The following is a 17,905-nucleotide window of genomic DNA, read 5'->3' as shown; positions in this document are numbered from 1 at the left end:
ATTACCTCGGAAGCAAATCAGGAATTATGTAAATTGCTTCTCGTTTCTTTGAGTAATAGTACTTTGCGCGTGCATATTTTGCTACATAGTCTTCATCTTTCAACTTTGTAGCAAAAACGGATTCCTTATCCTTTTCATCACTAAGAATTTGGTACTGCTCTTTCAACTCTGTTAATTGCTGACGACGTTGCAGTAACTGATCATAGCTTTGGGCCAAGTTATAAGTTGGTAAAATAAACAACAAAATCATCAAAATAAGGACCCAACCCATAAAACGATTCCTCTTTTGTCTCTCCTTCATCAGGTAACGACGACGTTGGTGTTCATTTTGAATAAAAGAATTATTCAATTGTACAATATTCTTAGACATTTTCTTCTACCCGTGTTTCACTGATAATTTCATACATGCCTGCTGCATCTTCTTTTTTTGTACTATCTTTCATCTCCAGTACTTTAACAAGCAGCAACTTATTTCCAAAGCGAATTTCAACTTGGTCATCAACTTTCAAATCTGTTGAACTTTTAGCCAAAATTCCATTTACCTTAATTCTGCCTTTATCTGCTACTTCCTTTGCGACTGTGCGGCGTTTAATAATTCGTGATACTTTTAAATATTTATCTAATCTCATTTTTATTACCTCAAATTATTATTATACCATTTTTATCTTTTTTATAGAAGAAAAATGTTAAAGGGAGTTTTCTTCCTTTGATTCTTTTATTTCTAATAAACTTTCTCCAAAAATCAGCAGACCTTCTAAAATTTCATAGTCCTTCTTATTTCGAATGTCGAATACGGCTTCCATTAATCCTTTATTCTCAGCTATGCCCGCTTTTAAGTTCGTTGCGGATAAGGCTTTAAAATAATCTTGAGCTAAAAACAATCGTTGAGTGACTTTTTCAAATTGAACTGTAATCTTATTATCTTTTCTTTCCACACGTTGAACAAAGACCTTGTCAAGATAAGACTTGACCAAACCAATCTCTAAAAGATAGGCTACAACGTCTGGGTATTCTCCAAAGCGATCCATCAACTCTTCTTGTAACTCTTCATAATTGACACGGTTGTCAATTTGACGAATTTTCTTGTAAATTTCAATCTTATGTCGTTGGTCAGAAATATAAGTATCAGGAAGATAAGCATCGATTTGTAAAATCAATTCGGCATTCCCTTTGGTTCTTGTGTTAGCGTTAGCATTACCGTTTCGTTTAGTAATAGCTTCCTCTAATAACTGCGAATACAATTCAAAACCAACAGAATCAATGAAACCAGACTGAGATTTTCCTAGGAGGTTTCCTGCTCCACGAATCGAAAGATCTCGCATCGCAATCTTAAATCCGAAGCCCAATTCTGTAAATCCTTTGATTGCTTCTAATCTCTTCTCAGAGACTTCACTGATTGATTTTTCTGGACGATACATGAGATAGGCATAAGCAATACGATTACTACGACCGACTCTTCCTCTTAACTGATACAAGGTTGACAAGCCCATATGGTCCGCATTTTCAATAAATAAAGTATTGGCATTTGGAATGTCCACCCCTGTCTCAATAATAGTTGTCGTCACCAAGATATCGTATTGTCCCTCAATAAAGTCTAATAGAGTATTTTCCAACTGGATTTCACTCATGCGACCATGAACATAACCAATCGAAGCCTCTGGAATCAGCTCCTGTAATTCTGAAACCTTCTGATCAATTGTGTCAACTTTATTGTAAAGATAGTAAACTTGACCTCCACGCTCCATTTCACGTAAAACAGCATCACGAATCACACTGTCATTCTTTTCTAAAACATAGGTTTGAACAGGATAGCGATTGGTTGGAGGAGTTTCAATAACAGACAAATCTCTGATCCCCAGCATAGACATGTGGAGAGTACGAGGGATTGGTGTTGCAGTCAAGGTTAGAACATCTACTTGTTTTTTGAGTTCTTTCAAAGTTTCCTTATGCTTGACACCAAATCGTTGTTCCTCATCAATAATCATCAAGCCCAAATCAGCAAACACAACATCTTTTGACAAAACACGATGCGTTCCAATCAAAATATCGACTTGACCATTCTTTAGTTTTTCAAGTGTCTCTGACTGCTCTTTTTTACTTCTAAAGCGACTCAACACATCAATATTAATAGCAAAATTTTGAAATCGTTCCTTAAAATTCGTATAGTGCTGTTGCGCTAAAACCGTCGTTGGAACTAGAACGACCACCTGTTTGTGATCATTGACCGCCTTAAAAGCAGCACGCATTGCAACCTCAGTCTTCCCAAAACCAACATCCCCAACTAAAAGTCGATCCATGGGATGAGAATCTTGCATATCTCTCTTGATTTCCTCAATACTACGAAGCTGATCATCCGTTTCAACATAAGGAAAAGCATCATCAAAAGCATGTTGTTCATCATCATCAGCCGAGAAAGCAAAACCCTTCAACTGACTACGCTCAGAATACAGTTTGATTAAATCATCAGCTATATCCTCTACCTGGTTCTTAACTTTTTGCTTGACCTTTTTGAAATGACCATCATTTAATTTATTAAGTTTTGGCGCTTTACCATCACTTGAAACATATTTGGACAGTAACTGAATCTGCTCTACTGGAATGGAGATTTGATCCCCATTTTGATATTGAACACTGACATAATCTCGGTGAATCCCTTTGATTTCAATTGTTTCAATGCCTAGATATTGACCAATTCCATGGATATGGTGAACAACATAGTCTCCTTTTTCAAGTTCATTATAATCTTTTAATCGCTCCGCATTTGAAGCATGTTGTCTTCGAAAACGACGTTTTAATTTCTTTTGAAAAATCTCATGTTCAGTAATCAAGAGAATTTTTTCATCCACAAAATGAAAACCATGTCTTAGATTACCCTCGATCAAGTTTACAGATTTTTTACAGATACTTGACTTATCTCTGAAATCCAATTTGATCTGGTATTCCTCTAAAACATCCTCCAATGTTTTACTTCCCATTGAATTGCTAGACTGCAGAACAATGGTGTAGTCCATTTTTTTATATCTCTCAATTTCTTCCTTAAGAAAAGAAAATTGATTGAAAAACTCCTGCATAGGATATTGATTAAATTGATAAACGTGATCAAACTTGAGATTTCCTAAGCCCTTTTGCAGATTGGAGAAAAAGGTAACTGGACTTTGTTTTTTATAGGTTTGATCTATATCTGCAAAATACTGCATATCAGAAAATGATTTACCATTCTGTAAATCTTCTGTAAAGTATTGCACTAATTCTCTTTCAAATGTTTCACACTGATTCATCAATTTTTGATAGTCATCAAAGAATACTGGTGTATCTTTTTCAATATAATCAAATACAGTCCATGTTTTATCATAACATAAGGACAAAAACTTTCGACTATCTGAATGTACTTGTTTTTGATGAAAACTTGACAAAATCTCTTCCAAATATGATTTTAAAATTGGTGATAAGGTCTTCGAAATTTGCTTTTCTAAAGCTGACTGACCTCGTTGATAATCCTTTTCTCTCAAAAGTATATCACTAGCTGGAAAGATGGTGAGTTCTGTCTGATTTTCTTTTGATAATTGTGTTTCGACTTCAAAAGTACGAATTCCATCTACTTCATCACCAAAAAACTCGATTCGGAAAGGTTCTAACTGAGACATCTCAAAAATATCTAAAATATCTCCTCGAATACTAAACTCACCTTGTGTCTGTACTTGAGTAACTTTTCGATATCCAATTTCCTTTAACCGGTGAAGTAGCTCGTGTTGGTCATATTCTTCGCCAACTGCAATTTTTATAATACTTTCTTTAAATCTAGCCGGAGAGGGTAGAATCAACCGACTCGCTGCGATATTACAAACTAAAATCCCTTTCTTAGACGGATCACTCAAAAAACGCAAAGCTTCAACCCGAGAAATGATTTTTTCTTGCGAAGACATCAAAAACTCTACTATAGGAGAGTCATCGACCAAAAAAGGATAGACAAGTTCCTCTCCTAAGAGAGAAAGAAGATCACTGATAATTCGTTCTGCTTCTCCATAAGTTGAAGTCAGTAACACAATCTTATTTTCTTTTTCTAGACTGCTTGCAATTGCAAGAGCCTTGGTAGACGTTGATAAACCAAGTATTAGTTGTCTTTTCTTATCTATCAGATTTTGATGCCATTTTTTTATCTGATCATTTTCTGAGAATAAATCTAATAAAGTCACCATTTAGCCATTATACCTCTGCATCGTTTTCTCAAAGTTTTTTTCTTGTAAATAGTAATTTACAGCATCGTCAATCTTGTCAATTGACTGTAAAATACCTATATAGTTTTCCTGATCAAACTTACTTAAAACATGGTGAACAACTGACATACCTTTTTTGGGCCTTCCAATTCCTATTTTAATACGGTTAAAGACCTGAGTACCTATATGTTGAATAATAGACTTGATGCCATTATGACCACCTGCTGATCCCTTTGCTCTTAAACGAATTTTCCCAACTTCCATGTCAAGATCGTCGTAAATAACGAGTAAATCTTCAATATCCAAACCATAATAAGTCAATAAAGCATGAACAGCTTTCCCGCTTTCATTCATAAAGGTCGTTGGTTTGACAAGATAAATTTTTTCTCCATTGAAGAAAAAAGATGCTAAATCAGCTTGAAATATCTTATCGTGTGTAAAAGTGAGATTCTGTTTCTTCGCTAGTTGGTCAATCAACATGAAACCAATATTGTGTTTGGTTTCAAAATATTTGTCTCCTGGATTTCCCAAGCCTACAAGTAATTTGGTCATTTATTTTCCTTTCAAAAGCCAAAAGGGTTGGAATTTTTTTCCAACCTAATTGACACTATTTATTAAATTTTTAGACATTAAAGCGGAATTCCATGATATCACCGTCTTGGACGATATATTCTTTACCTTCTTCACGCAAATGTCCGGCTTCTTTTACTGCCTTTTCTGATCCATATTTCACCAAATCATCGTATGACATGGTTACTGCACGAATAAAGCCTTTTTCAAAGTCTGAGTGGATAATACCAGCTGCTTGAGGAGCCTTCATACCACGTTTGAAGGTCCAAGCGCGAACTTCTTTTTCACCAGCTGTGAAGTAAGTTCCAAGTCCAAGTAAGTGGTAAGCTGCACGAGTCAACTTGTCAACGCCTGATTCTGTCAATCCAAGTGCTTCAAGAAATTCTTGCTTGTCTTCATCGTCTAACTCAGAAATTTCTTCCTCAGCACGCGCAGAAATAACGACTACTTCAGCATTTTCTGTCGCTGCAAATTCGCGAATTTGTTTGACATAGTCGATAGAATCTGGATCTGAAACTAAATCCTCATCTACATTGGCAACATAAAGAACTGGTTTAGTTGTCAAAAGGAAGAGACCTTTGACAACTTTTTGTTCTTCATCTGTAAATTCGATTGTGCGAGCTGATTTTCCATCTTCAAGAACAGGTTTAATCTTTTGAAGAACATTAAATTCTGCTACTGATTCTTTATCTTTTTGCGTACGCGCCATCTTTTCTACACGCGCATAACGCTTATTAACTGATTCTAAATCAGCAAGAATCAACTCCAAGTTAATGGTATCAATATCTGCAAGTGGATCCACAAAGGCGTCTTCACGTCCTTGCTCGCGCATCACATTTTCATCATCAAAAGCACGAACTACGTGAACAATCGCATCTACTTCACGAATATTGGCCAAGAATTTATTCCCTAGCCCTTCTCCTTTTGAAGCTCCTTTTACAATCCCTGCAATATCTGTAAATTCAAATGTTGTGGGAACTGTCTTTTTAGGAGTTATCATTTCAGTTAGTTTTTGTAGGCGTTCATCTGGAACTTCTACCATTCCAACATTTGGATCAATCGTCGCAAATGGGTAATTTGCTGCCTCTGCTCCTGCTTTTGTAATTGCATTAAATAGTGTTGATTTACCAACGTTTGGCAAACCAACGATACCTGCTGTTAAAGCCATATTTTCTCATTCTCCGTTTTCATTTCAATCCCTAATATTATACCATAAAAAGGGAAAACTTGCTAACTCTCTAACTAAGGGTTCTCAGTCAATAATTTTATTCATTTTTCGATCAAAATCATAGCGCCCCATCATGACAACATGGTCACAATTACTGCATTTTATTTTGATATCTGCTCCTACACGTGTAATTTCCCAACGATTAGCTTTTTTTCCTGTTGACTTGATTGTGCAAGCATGTGGTTTTTTCATTTCAACAAAATTTCCAACTTGATACATACTACTCTCCTTTTCTTTTTCGATTATATCATAAAAGAGGCGAGCTAGGCCCAACCTCTTTCACTTAATTTGTACGAACTGGTGTAATAAGCTGCATGAAATCCTCATCAGTGTCTGCTGGCACAAGAGTAAATGGACGAACAGCTGAGATAAAGCTAATGGTCACCTTTTCGCTATTTAAAGCCTTGAGGGAATCAATCAAATAAGTTGGATTGAAACTAATGGTCAAATCTTCACCAGTAACTTGATCAGTATCGATTTCTTCGTTTACTTTACCAACTTCTGGAGAGTGAACATGGGCGCTAACAACCCCATCTTTAATTTCAAGTTTCACAGTACCATTTTGAGTCGCACTTGATAAAAGACGAGCACGCTCCATTGACTGGCGTAAGTTTACCACATCAAAAGTAATAGTAGTGTTAAAGTCTGTTGGAATCAAGCGATCTGTATCAGGATAGTTTCCTTCTAGGAGACGAGTATAGAAGCTAATATTTTCGCTTCTAAAGAGGATTTGGTTATTGGCAAAGAAAATCTCTACCGTTTCAATATCATCTGTAAATACCGCTGAAATTTCACGTAGAGAACGGCTAGGAATCACGACATCAAAATCATCACTATTTTTCTCAAGAGTTAATTTTTTCTGGCTTAGACGATGAGAGTCTGTTGCAACTGTTTTTAATTCTTTGTGTTGGCTCAATACGAAGTGGACACCTGTCAAAATTGGACGACTTTCTTGTGTACTTGCAGCAAAAGCTGTTTCATTGATAATTTTCTTGAGTAATTTTGTTTCAAGAACCAGAGGAGTGCTTGCTGAAATTTCTTGGATTCGGGGGTACTGTTCGCTATCTTTTCCTTTTAGTGTAATTTCTGATTTTCCACTGGTTAAAACAATTTGATTTTGTTCAATCTCTTTGAAATCTAGCGTTACATCTGGAAGACTGGATACAACATTGATAAAGAAAGAAGCTTCAAGAAGAATCGAACCCAAAGAAGTGATCAAGAGACCGGCATCTTCATTCTTTTGAGAAATGAAATTTTCAATAGAAATTTGACCGTTTGATCCAATTAAAGTAATTCCTTCATTGGTAACGTCAATTTTGATTGTTGATAAAATTGGAATAGCATTTTTTGAGTTAATTGCTCGTTTTGTAGTATTTAAGGCTTGTAGAAATAAATTTTTATTGATTGAAAAATGAATCATGGATTCTCCTTTATTTATTTTTAGTATTAGAAAGTTAATAGTAATAATAAGGTGTGTGAATTCTGTGGAAAACTGGGTGCTATTTAGTAAATTCAAGCTTTTGAGCTTGTTTAAAAAATGTGGATAAAAAAGATAAAAAATAAAAAGTTATCCACAAGCTACTTAATTTTCTTTTTGATTGCTTCTACTTCTAAACGTAAATTATCGTCTTCGTCAATCAGTGATTTAATTTTGGCATGGGCATGAATAACGGTTGTGTGATCCTTTCCGCCAAATTCTTTTCCTATTTTTGGAAGACTATTATCTGTTAGTTCTCTAGCTAAGTACATGGCAACCTGACGTGCCAAAACGATGTTTTGAACTCGTCTCGTCCCCTTCATTTCTTTGACACTCACTCCATAAAAATTACCAACTTCAGTTTGGATTTTCTCAATTGGAATAACAAGTATCTGGCGTGCATCTTGCTTACGTGCTCTGATAGCTTCAGCAGCAATATCAATGGTAATATCCTTAATCTTCTTCACTCTGGCAATTAAAGTGATATCATTGATTGCTCCTTCCAGTTCTCGAACATTTGAATCAAATTGGCCAGCCAAGTATTCCAGAGTATCACTTTGGAAATGGTAATCCAAATGCTCCGTTTTACTTTGAAGAATGGCGATACGTGTCTCAAAGTCAGGAGGGGTGATATTTTGCGTCAATCCCCAGCTAAAGCGCGTGACAAGCCTCTCCTCAAGGCCTTCTAGGTGTTTAGGACTTCGATCACTGGTTAGGACAATCTGTTTCTGCTTATCATGAAGAGCATTGAAGGTATTGAAAAATTCTTCCTGGGTTGCGACTTTTTTACCGCTGAGAGATTGGATATCATCAATCAATAAGAGATCAAGGCTACGGTAAGTTTTTTTGAACTTTTCCATTTCTCCAAGTCGCAAGTGTTCAAGAAAGTCATTGATAAAGCTTTCGGCAGGAATGTACTTGACACGCGCATCAGGAATATTTTTCAAAATCTCATTTCCAATCGCATTGAGCAAGTGAGTCTTTCCAAGACCAGGTCCTCCATAGATGAAAAGAGGATTATAGGTTAGAGCTAAATCTTCAGATACAGCTAGTGCAGCAGATACCGCCCAAACATTTCCATCACCTTGAATAAAGTTATCAAAGGTATATTTTTCTTTTAATCCTGTTTCAGAATAGGGAATCGTTGATAGTGTAGGTGTGTAACTGTAAGTAGAGACGCTATTCGTATCATTTACTTGAGGAGACTCTGTACTCTGAGGTTTAGTGAAAATATAGTGAGGTTTGATTTCAGAATCATAAATTTCAAAACCAGCAGCAACAATAATATCTTTTAATTGCTTTTCCCACACCATTTCCATCTCTGATCTCGGTAGAAATATAGTAGCTGTATTTTCTCCTACTTTGATGAGTTCAGCAGGTGTAGCATAGAAATCATACATAGATCGTGTCAATCTTTCTTGCGCAAATTCTAAAATACGATTCCAAAATTGCTTTTCTTTCAACTATTTTTCCTCCTTTACTATGATTTTAGTAGTTTAGTGCTAGACTTATTTTACCATAGATAGTAGGATTTTTCCACAGATTGTGGAAAACAATCCACAATGTTAGTAGTATTTATCCACAAGTTGGGGGTAAATAGCTATTTCCTTGATTCAATAGGGTTTTTGATAAAAAAATTAGTGGATAAATTTGTGGGTTAAGAAAATAAAAGAACAGCCTTATTTCAGGCTGTTAATAATTCTATCGTATTCTTCTTGACTTGAAAAAGAGATGACAATCTTTCCAGTATCTTTTTTAGAAAGTTTAATTTCTACACTTAAACCTAGTAGTTTTTTTAATTTATCTTCTTCATCTTTGATGAAAGAATCGCTTTTTTTCTGCTTCTTGTGTTTTTTTTCTGTAAGAAGTGCTTCCAACTTTCTCACAGAGATGTCTTCATTTTTGATTAGTTGGAAGAAATAGTCTTGCTGCTCTTTATCCAAACCAACTAGTGAACGGGCATGTGCTTGAGAAATTTTTCCATTTTCTACTTCAGCTAAGATATGCTCTGGTAGGGAAAGTAAACGAATAAAATTAGTGATATAAGGTCGAGATTTCCCCATTTTATCGGCTATCTCAGTGTGAGTAAATCCTTTCTCTACTAAAGATTCATAGGCGCGTGCTTCTTCAACAGGATTTAAGTTTTCTCTCTGCAAATTCTCAATGATTGACTGGATCATCATTTCCTGATCTGAGAGGTGCTTCACAACGGCTGGAATAGAGATCAGACCAGCCAGGAGAGAAGCTCGATATCGTCTCTCTCCTGCAAGGATTTCATAACCAATTATAGGAGATTGGCGAACAATGATTGGTTGTATGAGCCCATTTTCTTTGATTGACTGAGCTAATTCTTTTAATTTTTCTACATCAAATTCTTTCCGAGGTTGGTAAGGATTCTTTTGTATCTCAGAGATAGAAATCATTTCAAATTTTTCCATGATTCTACACTAACATATCTTTTACTTTCTGTAAAGTTTTCTTTACACTGATGTCAATTAATGTTCCAAATCACCAGAATTCTTATCTAGCTTTATAGAGGTTGTTTCCTCCTTACCATTACGGTAGTAGGTTATTTTTATAGTGTCTCCAATAGCATGATTGTAAAGAGCGTGTTGTAAGTCTGTTGATGAAATAATCTCTTTGTCGTCAACTTTAGTAATGACATCGTATTTTTGAAGATGTCCATTTGCAGGCATATTACTTTGAACAGATCGAACAACTACACCTGAGGTGAGGCGATTTGGAATGTTTAGTTTTCTAAGATCATTAGCTCCAACGTTAGACAGATTGACCATTTGGATTCCAAGAGCAGGACGAGTCACTTTACCATCACTTTCAAGCTGTTTAATGATATTTTGTACATCGTTTGAAGGAATTGCAAAACCAAGACCTTCTACAGATGTTCCACCGTTACTTGCAATCTTACTTGATGTAATACCAATTACTTGTCCTTGAATATTTACAAGCGGACCACCAGAGTTACCAGGGTTAATGGCAGTATCTGTTTGAATGGCTTTTGTTGAAATAGCTTGACCATCTTCAGATTTTAGAGAAACATTTCGATTAAGACTTGAGATGATTCCCTGTGTAACTGTATTAGCATATTCTGAACCTAAAGGACTACCAATAGCAATCGCTGTTTCTCCAACATTAAGTTGGCTTGAATCACCAAATTCTGCCACTGTTGTAACTTTTTCTGAAGAAATTTTTACGACAGCAATATCAGAGAAGGTATCCGATCCAATAATTTCACCAGGGACTTTTGTACCATCAGCTAAACGGATATCGACTTTTGAAGCTCCGTTAATAACGTGAGTATTTGTTACAATATAAGCATCATTTTCGTTCTTTTTATAGATAACACCTGATCCTTCACTTGCAATCTGTTGATTATCCGTATCAGAATTTGATTCTTCCGTTCCAAATATACTACTTTGTTTATTAGCAGAATAAGTAATGACTGATACAACAGCATCCTTAATTTTATTCACTGCTTGAGTAGTTGAGTTTTCATTCTTGTACGATGTTTGAATTACAGTGCCAGGATTATTAATTGTAGCTTGATTTTCTTGTTTTTGATAAAGTTGCAATGTTACAAAACTTCCTAGTGCACCACTCAAAAATCCTATTAGAATAATTACAAGAAAAGTAACTCCTTTTTTGTAAAATTTTTGTAAGTGTTTCATAAACGCCTCCGTTTGCTATTGTTTGTCAAGATTATAAACCTATTAACTTAATCTAAGCTTAAAAGTTTTACACAATTTGTGGATAACTCACCTTATTCTGTGAATTTAATAGTATTTTTGGATGATTTTCATGTGTATAAGATGTGAAATGAAGTGTGGATATGATAGAATAGAAGAATGAAAATAAAAGTTGTAACAGTAGGAAAACTGAAAGAGAAATACCTTAAAGATGGTATTGCTGAGTATACAAAACGAATTTCACGTTTCGCCAAATTAGAAATGATTGAGCTTGCTGACGAGAAGACACCTGACAAAGCCAGTGAATTAGAAAATCAAAAAATTTTGGAAACAGAAGGCGCAAGAATTCTTTCTAAGGTTGGAGAAAGAGACTTTGTCGTTGTACTAGCAATTGAAGGAAAAACATTCTCCTCAGAAGATTTTAGTAAGCAACTAGAGCAGGCTTCTATCAAAGGCTACTCAACTCTTACTTTTATCATTGGAGGAAGTTTAGGTCTAGCTCCTGTTGTAAAAAATAGGAGCAATCTTTCTGTCAATTTTGGACGTCTAACATTACCACATCAGTTAATGAGATTGGTTCTTGTTGAACAAATTTACCGTGCTTTTACGATTCAGCAGGGTTCTCCTTACCATAAATAAAAGATTGACTTACCTCTTGTTTTTTGATAGAATAGTCATGTTAGGTCTCATAGCTCAGCTGGATAGAGCATTCGCCTTCTAAGCGAACGGTCGCAGGTTCGAATCCTGCTGGGATCAATTTTAGATGCGAAGCTGGGATAAATCCCAGCTTTTTTCTTAAAAAAAGTGCGTTTCAGATGCAAAAATGTACAGTTGGGAAAAATTTTTTCTTATATGGTCTTCATTTTGTATAATAGGTTTGTAAGTTAACTTACAAGAAAAAAATAATACAGGAGATTTCATTATGAAAAATACAGTAAAATTAGAAAAATTTAAAGAGGTAACAGAGGCAGAATTGCAGGAAATTCGGGGTGGGGATAAAAGACTACCTTACTTTTTAAAACATCTTTTTTCAAATAGGACAAAGTAATGATATTATAGGGTGATAGGATGAGTTTATTAGGATTTGGAATAGTTATTCTTCATATTTTTATTTTAACAATAAGCTATGAATTAATTTGTAAAGTAAGCAAAAAAGAAAGATATCTGTTTATAATTTGGATATTTGTATGTCAATCTGTAGCTGAATTTTTCTTTGATTTTATTTCATTAGTTGGACTAGGAATTGAAAAATTTCTATTCCCTCTTATTTTATATACTTCCATAGTAGTTTTAAAGAAGTATGATAAATATAAAGGAATGTTCATAAGTTTATTGTTATCATTATTGTATCATAGCACTCATACTTTTTTATCAGTAACCCTATCCTCTATAACAGGTGATGGTTTTGTCACAGAACATGAAGGAATGTTTTATTTAGGAGTTCTATTACTAACATATTTTGTTATTAAAAAAACTATTACTTATTTCCACTTAGAACTTTCCTATTTTGACAAAGATTACCTCTACCCTTTTTTAAAAAAAGTGATAGTTGCTTTTTTCGGATTGCATGTCTTATTGTTTGTTTCAGATATAGTAAGTACGATTCATCACTTAAATAGTTTCGGAAGTATTTTATCAACCATTGTTTTTATCTGTCTACTATTAGTTTTCTTTGCAATGAATTCTTATAAGGTTCAAATTGAAAAAGAGATTGCCCTAAAGCAGAAGAAATTTGAACAAAAGTATTTACAAACGTATACAGATGAGATTGTGGGTTTGTATAATGAGATTCGAGGTTTTCGTCATGACTATGCAGGGATGCTTGTCAGCATGCAAATGGCGATTGACAGTGGAGATTTACATGAAATTGACAGGATTTACAACGAAGTCCTAGTAAAAGCAAATCAGAAATTGAGGTCAGATAAATATACTTACTTTGATTTAAATAACATAGAAGATTCGGCTTTACGAAGTTTAATTGCTCAATCGATTGTATATGCACGAAATAATGATGTAGAGTTTACATTGGAAGTAAAAGATGTCATTACTAGATTGTCAATGGATTTACTTGATCTTGTTCGCATCATGAGCATTCTATTAAATAATGCTGTTGAAGGTGCCGCAGATAGTTACTTGAAACAAATGGAAGTTGCAGTCATTAAAATGGATTTTGAAACAGTTATAGTTATCCAGAATTCATGTAAAATTACTATGACGCCTTCAGAAGACTTGTTTGCCTTAGGTTTTTCTACCAAGGGAAGAAACAGAGGTCTAGGACTTAATAATGTTAAAGAGATTTTAGATAAGTATGACAACATTATTTTAGAAACAGAGATGGAAGACAACACATTTAGACAAATTATTAGATTTAAGAGGGAATTTGAATGAAAGTATTAATTTTAGAAGATGTTATTGAACATCAAGTGAGACTAGAGAGAATATTAAATGAAATCTCGGAAGAATCGAATATTCCTATTTCATATAAGACAACAGGAAAAGTTCGTGAGTTTAAGGAATATATCGAAAATGATGAAGTAAACCAGCTTTATTTCCTAGATATCGATATTCATGGAATCGAGAAAAAAGGCTTTGAAGTGGCTCAGTTTATCCGTCATCACAATCCTTATGCTATTATTGTCTTTATTACCAGTCGATCTGAATTTGCTACCTTAACGTACAAATACCAGGTATCAGCCCTAGATTTTGTTGATAAAGATATCAATGATGAATTGTTCAAAAAACGTATCGAGCAGAGTATTTTTTACACTAAGAGCATGCTGCTTGAAAACGAAGATGTTGTAGACTATTTTGATTACAACTATAAGGGAAATGATTTGAAAATTCCTTACCATGACATTTTGTATATCGAAACCACAGGAGTTTCTCATAAACTTCGGATTATTGGTAAGAATTTTGCAAAAGAATTCTATGGAACTATGACAGATATTCAGGAGAAGGACAAACATACTCAGCGATTTTATTGCTCCCATAAATCTTTCCTTGTCAATGTGAGAAATGTGAGAGAAATTGATCGAAAAAATTTAGAAGTTGTCTTTTATGAAAATCATCGTTGTCCCATTACCCGTTTGAAAGTTCGTAAACTAAAAGATATTCTAGAGAAAAAATCTAAAAAGTGATTGACAATTAGTAAGAAATTGATATAATGGTTATATCTGCTACAGATAGATGGTCCGTTGGTCAAGGGGTTAAGACACCGCCTTTTCACGGCGGTAACACGGGTTCGAATCCCGTACGGACTATTTTATCCGCCATAGCTCAGTTGGTAGTAGCGCATGACTGTTAATCATGATGTCGTAGGTTCGAGTCCTACTGGCGGAGTTAGATAAAAAGAACACCAGATGGTGTTCTTTTTTGTTCTTAGTTGACATCACCTAGCATTTTCATAAGGAAGTCTGTCATTTCTTGCGGACTTTCTTTTTTCCCATGAGCAATCCAAGTCTGACAAACACCAAATAGGGCATTTGTTAGATAAATGCTGCTATATTCTAACTCAATTGAATTTAGTTGTAGTTGCATAAAGCGCTTCTGAAGATCCGTGCTCAGCATGATATGAAGCTTATTTCTTAAGAAATTTTGGATTTCTTTTGTACCATTTTCAGACAAGAGTGCAGCTAAGAGTGGTTCAGACTCTAAATAGTCAAATACTTCTAAAATGGTATCTTTTTTATGATGAGCATGTTTTTGGAAGATATACTCAAATGTATGGAATAGCTTGCTTTGATAGTGCTCAATTATATCATACTTATCCTTATAGTGAGTATAGAAGCTGGAACGACTAATTCCGGCTTTTTCTGCTAGCTTGACAGTAGAAATTTGATCAAAGGGCTGTTCCATCAGTAGTTGTACCAAAGCATTTTCAATAGTTCGCTTTGTTTTTAAGCGTTTGTTACTTTCTTGCATAGTTTCTCCTTATGAACAATTTAGACTATATGTCTAAAAAAATATTTTTTTATCTTGTAATTTAAATTTTTTAATGTATAATCTATTATATCAAAAATTTAGACAATATGTTTAAAAAAGGAGGAAATATGTTTAAAGAATGGAAAGCAATTTTTAAAAAACCGACATTCATTATTGTAATGATAGGAATTTCTCTCATTCCAGCTTTATACAATATCATATTTTTATCGTCAATGTGGGATCCATATGGTCAAGTATCGGAGTTACCTGTAGCAGTTGTTAATAATGACAAGGAAGCTTCTTATAATAGAAATACAATGGCTATAGGAAAAGACATGGTGTCTAATTTAAAAGAAAATAAGACTTTAGATTTTTATTTTGTCAATGAAGAAGAGGGGAAAAAGGGGCTAGAGGATGGCGAATATTATATGGTAGTGACTTTACCAAGTGATCTATCTGAAAAAGCTACTTCGATCCTAACAAATCACCCTGAACAGATGCAAATTGATTATCAAACTTCAAGTGGCCGTAGCTTTATTGCAAGTAAGATGAGTGATTCTGCAATGACACAATTAAAACAAACCGTCTCTACGAATGTAACTGAAACATATACCAAGGCACTATTTCAAAAAATGAGTGACTTGAAGTCTGGAATAAATAAAGCAGCTGATGGAAGTGAACAACTGGCTGATGGGACTAATCAGTTAGCAAAAGGAAGTCAAACATTGACGACAAATCTCAATACTCTAGCTAACTCAAGTGTAACTTTTTCAAATGGAGCTAATCAATTTACAAAAGGATTGTCTGCCTATGTGTCTGCCATAGAGCAATTACATCTTGGTTTAGGAACTTTTAATAGTGGTTTACAAAGTTATACAAATGCAGTTTCACAGGTTGACACTGGACTTGATCAATTAGCCTCAAGAACTCCTGAATTGGTGGCAGGTGTAAATCAGCTGAATACAGGTATAAAGTCCTATACAGGTGGGGTTTCACAATTGGATACAGGTTTCAATCAATTTTCAGTTGGTGTAAATGCTTATACAAGTAGTGTAGAAAAACTTTCTAATGGAACAAGTCAATTATCAAATCAATCAGATGCACTAAGAGATGGAATGGAGCAATTAAATACTGGGATTAAAGAAATTTCAAATCAACTGAATTCCTCATCTCAACAGAATGAACAAATAACTCAATTGGCAACTAGTCTAGGAGAACTAAATAAAACACTACAAGCTCTTACAATGTCAGATAATCCTCAACTGAAAGGTACATTGTCAGAAGCTTTGCAAAATCTAACGGCTTTTGCTCAGGATATTGTGACCAAAAGTCAGACAGAACAAGAGAAAACTATTGCTAACCTTCAATCAACAGCTACTTATCAATCTCTCACAGAGGAACAAAAGAAAGAACTGACAGAAGCTATTTCTAAAAATTCTAATTCTACTATTGAGTCAGCAAAAACAATTTTAACGACAGTAGGAGGATTGAAAGAAAGTATAGAGAATTCAGAACAACAAGTAACTAATCTATCTGATGTACAGACGAAAGCAAATCAACTCTTACCTGTAGCATCTAGCTTCTTGACAACATTGTCAAATGGATTTACAAAATTACAAACTACTGTAGACAATCAGTTGGTTCCTGGAAGTCAGTCAATTGAAAAAGGAGTTGTAAACTACACTAAGGGACTGGATACTATTTCTATAGGTACCAATCAACTAAGTGAAAAGAATGTAAATTTAACAACTAGTCTAGAACAATTAGTTTCTGGATCAAGTAAGTTGACAGAAAACACATCAACCTTGACAGCTGGAGTAGATGCGTTAGCTGGAAAAACTCCAGAATTAGTATCAGGTATAGAAAGTTTGTCATCTAGTTCTGCTCAATTGAATAATAAGAGTCCAGAGCTAGTAGCAGGTCTTACTAAATTACAATTTGGCTCTGGTCAATTAACAGATAAATCAACACAGTTACTTTCTGTAGCATCTCAACTAGGAAGTGGCGCTATGAAGATTGTAGATGGTGCTGGAAAACTAGCAGATGGTGGAACAACCTTAACCTCTAGTCTTGAAGATTTACAGACAGGAGTTGATTCATTAGGACAAGGATTAGGCAATGCTAACAATCAACTTAAATCAGTATCAACAGAATCTGAAAATGCAGAAATATTATCTGATCCTCTAGTTCTCTCAAAAACAGACAATGATCAAGTTCCTGTAAATGGGATTGCCATGGCTCCTTATATGATATCAGTTGCTCTCTTTGTTGCTGCTATATCTACTAATATGATTTTTGCTAAGTTGCCTTCTGGACGTCATCCAGAGAGCCGCTGGGCTTGGTTGAAGTCTCGCTCTGAAATAAATGGGATTATAGCTGTCTTAGCAGGTGTTTTAGTTTATGGAGGTGTCCGTCTTATTGGATTGACTGCGAACCATGAGATGAGGACCTTGATTCTAATTATAATCACAAGTTTAGCTTTCATGTCTATGGTGACAGCTTTAACAACTTGGAATAGCCGTATAGGAGCTTTCTTCTCTCTTATTTTACTTTTATTACAGTTAGCATCAAGTGCAGGGACCTATCCACTTGCTTTGACAAATGATTTCTTTAAGGGTGTCAATCCTTGGTTACCAATGAGTTACTCTGTATCAGGTTTACGACAAACAATCTCTATGACAGGAAATATTCATCACCAAGTGATTTTCCTTATTATAACACTAGCTTTCTTTACTGCTTTAGGTATGCTAGCTTATCAACCTAAGAAAATGGAAGAAGATTAAAAAGATTG

At 34.7% G+C, this 17,905-nt stretch carries 16 protein-coding genes and 3 tRNA genes; 8 read left to right on the top strand and 11 right to left on the bottom strand.

Translation table 11 applies throughout. From position 1 onward, the window contains the following. Position 1 precedes the first annotated feature (1 nt). The 10 genes from OVN21_RS05045 to OVN21_RS05000 form a co-directional block, all read right to left on the bottom strand. On the bottom strand, positions 2-370 hold the full coding sequence (locus tag OVN21_RS05045; RefSeq protein WP_267247544.1) for a septum formation initiator family protein: 369 nt from the start codon (positions 368-370) through the stop codon (positions 2-4). Beyond that, positions 363-629, bottom strand: coding sequence for an RNA-binding S4 domain-containing protein (locus OVN21_RS05040; protein WP_001234973.1), 267 nt, complete (start codon positions 627-629; stop codon positions 363-365). The genes OVN21_RS05045 and OVN21_RS05040 overlap by 8 nt, the downstream gene beginning before the upstream one ends. Before the next feature lie 57 nt (positions 630-686). Beyond that, positions 687-4,196 carry a transcription-repair coupling factor gene (gene mfd / locus OVN21_RS05035; RefSeq protein WP_267247543.1) on the bottom strand — a complete coding sequence of 1,170 codons (3,510 nt, stop codon included), beginning with the start codon at positions 4,194-4,196 and terminating at the stop codon, positions 687-689. After that, the gene (pth, locus tag OVN21_RS05030; protein ID WP_267247542.1) at positions 4,197-4,766 is read right to left on the bottom strand and encodes an aminoacyl-tRNA hydrolase; all 570 of its coding nucleotides are present in this window, start codon (positions 4,764-4,766) and stop codon (positions 4,197-4,199) included. Positions 4,767-4,836: 70 nt separating this feature from the next. Next, complete coding sequence (gene ychF / locus OVN21_RS05025) at positions 4,837-5,952, bottom strand: redox-regulated ATPase YchF (protein WP_267247541.1); 1,116 nt, start codon at positions 5,950-5,952, stop codon at positions 4,837-4,839. Between the two features lie 84 nt (positions 5,953-6,036). Next, complete coding sequence (locus OVN21_RS05020) at positions 6,037-6,231, bottom strand: DUF951 domain-containing protein (RefSeq protein ID WP_000285186.1); 195 nt, start codon at positions 6,229-6,231, stop codon at positions 6,037-6,039. Between the two features lie 64 nt (positions 6,232-6,295). Continuing rightward, positions 6,296-7,432: a DNA polymerase III subunit beta gene (gene dnaN, locus OVN21_RS05015; RefSeq protein ID WP_267247540.1), complete on the bottom strand. Its 1,137-nt coding sequence runs from the start codon at positions 7,430-7,432 to the stop codon at positions 6,296-6,298. Between the two features lie 158 nt (positions 7,433-7,590). After that, on the bottom strand, positions 7,591-8,952 hold the full coding sequence (gene dnaA / locus OVN21_RS05010; protein WP_267247539.1) for a chromosomal replication initiator protein DnaA: 1,362 nt from the start codon (positions 8,950-8,952) through the stop codon (positions 7,591-7,593). A gap of 216 nt (positions 8,953-9,168) precedes the next feature. Then, entirely contained in the window at positions 9,169-9,927 is a 759-nt protein-coding gene (locus tag OVN21_RS05005; RefSeq protein WP_267247538.1) for a ParB/RepB/Spo0J family partition protein, read from the bottom strand. Between the two features lie 57 nt (positions 9,928-9,984). After that, positions 9,985-11,175, bottom strand: coding sequence for a S1C family serine protease (locus OVN21_RS05000; RefSeq protein WP_267247537.1), 1,191 nt, complete (start codon positions 11,173-11,175; stop codon positions 9,985-9,987). A gap of 177 nt (positions 11,176-11,352) precedes the next feature. On the opposite strand from OVN21_RS05000, the gene rlmH reads away from it, so the two are divergent. The 7 genes from rlmH to OVN21_RS04965 all read left to right on the top strand — a co-directional run bounded on the left by rlmH (position 11,353) and on the right by OVN21_RS04965 (position 14,532). Beyond that, the gene (rlmH, locus tag OVN21_RS04995) at positions 11,353-11,832 is read left to right on the top strand and encodes a 23S rRNA (pseudouridine(1915)-N(3))-methyltransferase RlmH (RefSeq protein ID WP_267247536.1); all 480 of its coding nucleotides are present in this window, start codon (positions 11,353-11,355) and stop codon (positions 11,830-11,832) included. Between the two features lie 43 nt (positions 11,833-11,875). Then, positions 11,876-11,949 (top strand) — tRNA-Arg (locus OVN21_RS04990). Positions 11,950-12,115: 166 nt separating this feature from the next. Next, positions 12,116-12,241: a competence-stimulating peptide ComC gene (gene comC / locus OVN21_RS04985; protein WP_267247535.1), complete on the top strand. Its 126-nt coding sequence runs from the start codon at positions 12,116-12,118 to the stop codon at positions 12,239-12,241. Positions 12,242-12,261: 20 nt separating this feature from the next. Then, on the top strand, positions 12,262-13,581 hold the full coding sequence (gene comD, locus OVN21_RS04980) for a competence system sensor histidine kinase ComD (RefSeq protein WP_267247534.1): 1,320 nt from the start codon (positions 12,262-12,264) through the stop codon (positions 13,579-13,581). Beyond that, complete coding sequence (gene comE / locus OVN21_RS04975) at positions 13,578-14,330, top strand: competence system response regulator transcription factor ComE (protein WP_267247533.1); 753 nt, start codon at positions 13,578-13,580, stop codon at positions 14,328-14,330. Before comD ends, comE begins: the two co-directional genes overlap by 4 nt. A 51-nt stretch (positions 14,331-14,381) precedes the next feature. Beyond that, positions 14,382-14,453 (top strand) — tRNA-Glu (locus OVN21_RS04970). A 5-nt stretch (positions 14,454-14,458) separates the two neighbouring features. Beyond that, positions 14,459-14,532: transfer RNA gene (locus OVN21_RS04965), tRNA-Asn, on the top strand. 39 nt (positions 14,533-14,571) lie between these two features. Here OVN21_RS04965 and OVN21_RS04960 read toward each other — a convergent pair. Continuing rightward, positions 14,572-15,114 (bottom strand): TetR/AcrR family transcriptional regulator, encoded by a 543-nt coding sequence (locus OVN21_RS04960; protein WP_267247532.1) that lies wholly within the window; start codon positions 15,112-15,114, stop codon positions 14,572-14,574. A 128-nt stretch (positions 15,115-15,242) separates the two neighbouring features. On the opposite strand from OVN21_RS04960, the gene OVN21_RS04955 reads away from it, so the two are divergent. Next, a complete protein-coding gene (locus OVN21_RS04955) occupies positions 15,243-17,897 on the top strand; it encodes a YhgE/Pip domain-containing protein (protein ID WP_267247564.1) in 2,655 nt (884 codons plus the stop codon). The last annotated feature ends 8 nt before the right edge of the window (positions 17,898-17,905 follow it).

This window comes from Streptococcus sp. Marseille-Q5986 (assembly GCF_946902915.1).
GTDB lineage: Bacteria > Bacillota > Bacilli > Lactobacillales > Streptococcaceae > Streptococcus.
The sequence above is the reverse complement of the archived record's forward strand: the minus strand, read 5'-3'. Positions and strand labels throughout refer to the sequence as shown.

Coding starts and splice junctions, on each gene's coding strand:
- OVN21_RS05045 (WP_267247544.1), bottom strand. CDS start 370: ATGTCTAAGAATATTGTACAATTGAATAATTCTTTTATTCAAAATGAA.
- OVN21_RS05040 (WP_001234973.1), bottom strand. CDS start 629: ATGAGATTAGATAAATATTTAAAAGTATCACGAATTATTAAACGCCGC.
- mfd (WP_267247543.1), bottom strand. CDS start 4,196: ATGGTGACTTTATTAGATTTATTCTCAGAAAATGATCAGATAAAAAAA.
- pth (WP_267247542.1), bottom strand. CDS start 4,766: ATGACCAAATTACTTGTAGGCTTGGGAAATCCAGGAGACAAATATTTT.
- ychF (WP_267247541.1), bottom strand. CDS start 5,952: ATGGCTTTAACAGCAGGTATCGTTGGTTTGCCAAACGTTGGTAAATCA.
- OVN21_RS05020 (WP_000285186.1), bottom strand. CDS start 6,231: ATGTATCAAGTTGGAAATTTTGTTGAAATGAAAAAACCACATGCTTGC.
- dnaN (WP_267247540.1), bottom strand. CDS start 7,432: ATGATTCATTTTTCAATCAATAAAAATTTATTTCTACAAGCCTTAAAT.
- OVN21_RS05005 (WP_267247538.1), bottom strand. CDS start 9,927: ATGGAAAAATTTGAAATGATTTCTATCTCTGAGATACAAAAGAATCCT.
- OVN21_RS05000 (WP_267247537.1), bottom strand. CDS start 11,175: ATGAAACACTTACAAAAATTTTACAAAAAAGGAGTTACTTTTCTTGTA.
- rlmH (WP_267247536.1), top strand. CDS start 11,353: ATGAAAATAAAAGTTGTAACAGTAGGAAAACTGAAAGAGAAATACCTT.
- comC (WP_267247535.1), top strand. CDS start 12,116: ATGAAAAATACAGTAAAATTAGAAAAATTTAAAGAGGTAACAGAGGCA.
- comD (WP_267247534.1), top strand. CDS start 12,262: ATGAGTTTATTAGGATTTGGAATAGTTATTCTTCATATTTTTATTTTA.
- comE (WP_267247533.1), top strand. CDS start 13,578: ATGAAAGTATTAATTTTAGAAGATGTTATTGAACATCAAGTGAGACTA.
- OVN21_RS04960 (WP_267247532.1), bottom strand. CDS start 15,114: ATGCAAGAAAGTAACAAACGCTTAAAAACAAAGCGAACTATTGAAAAT.
- OVN21_RS04955 (WP_267247564.1), top strand. CDS start 15,243: ATGTTTAAAGAATGGAAAGCAATTTTTAAAAAACCGACATTCATTATT.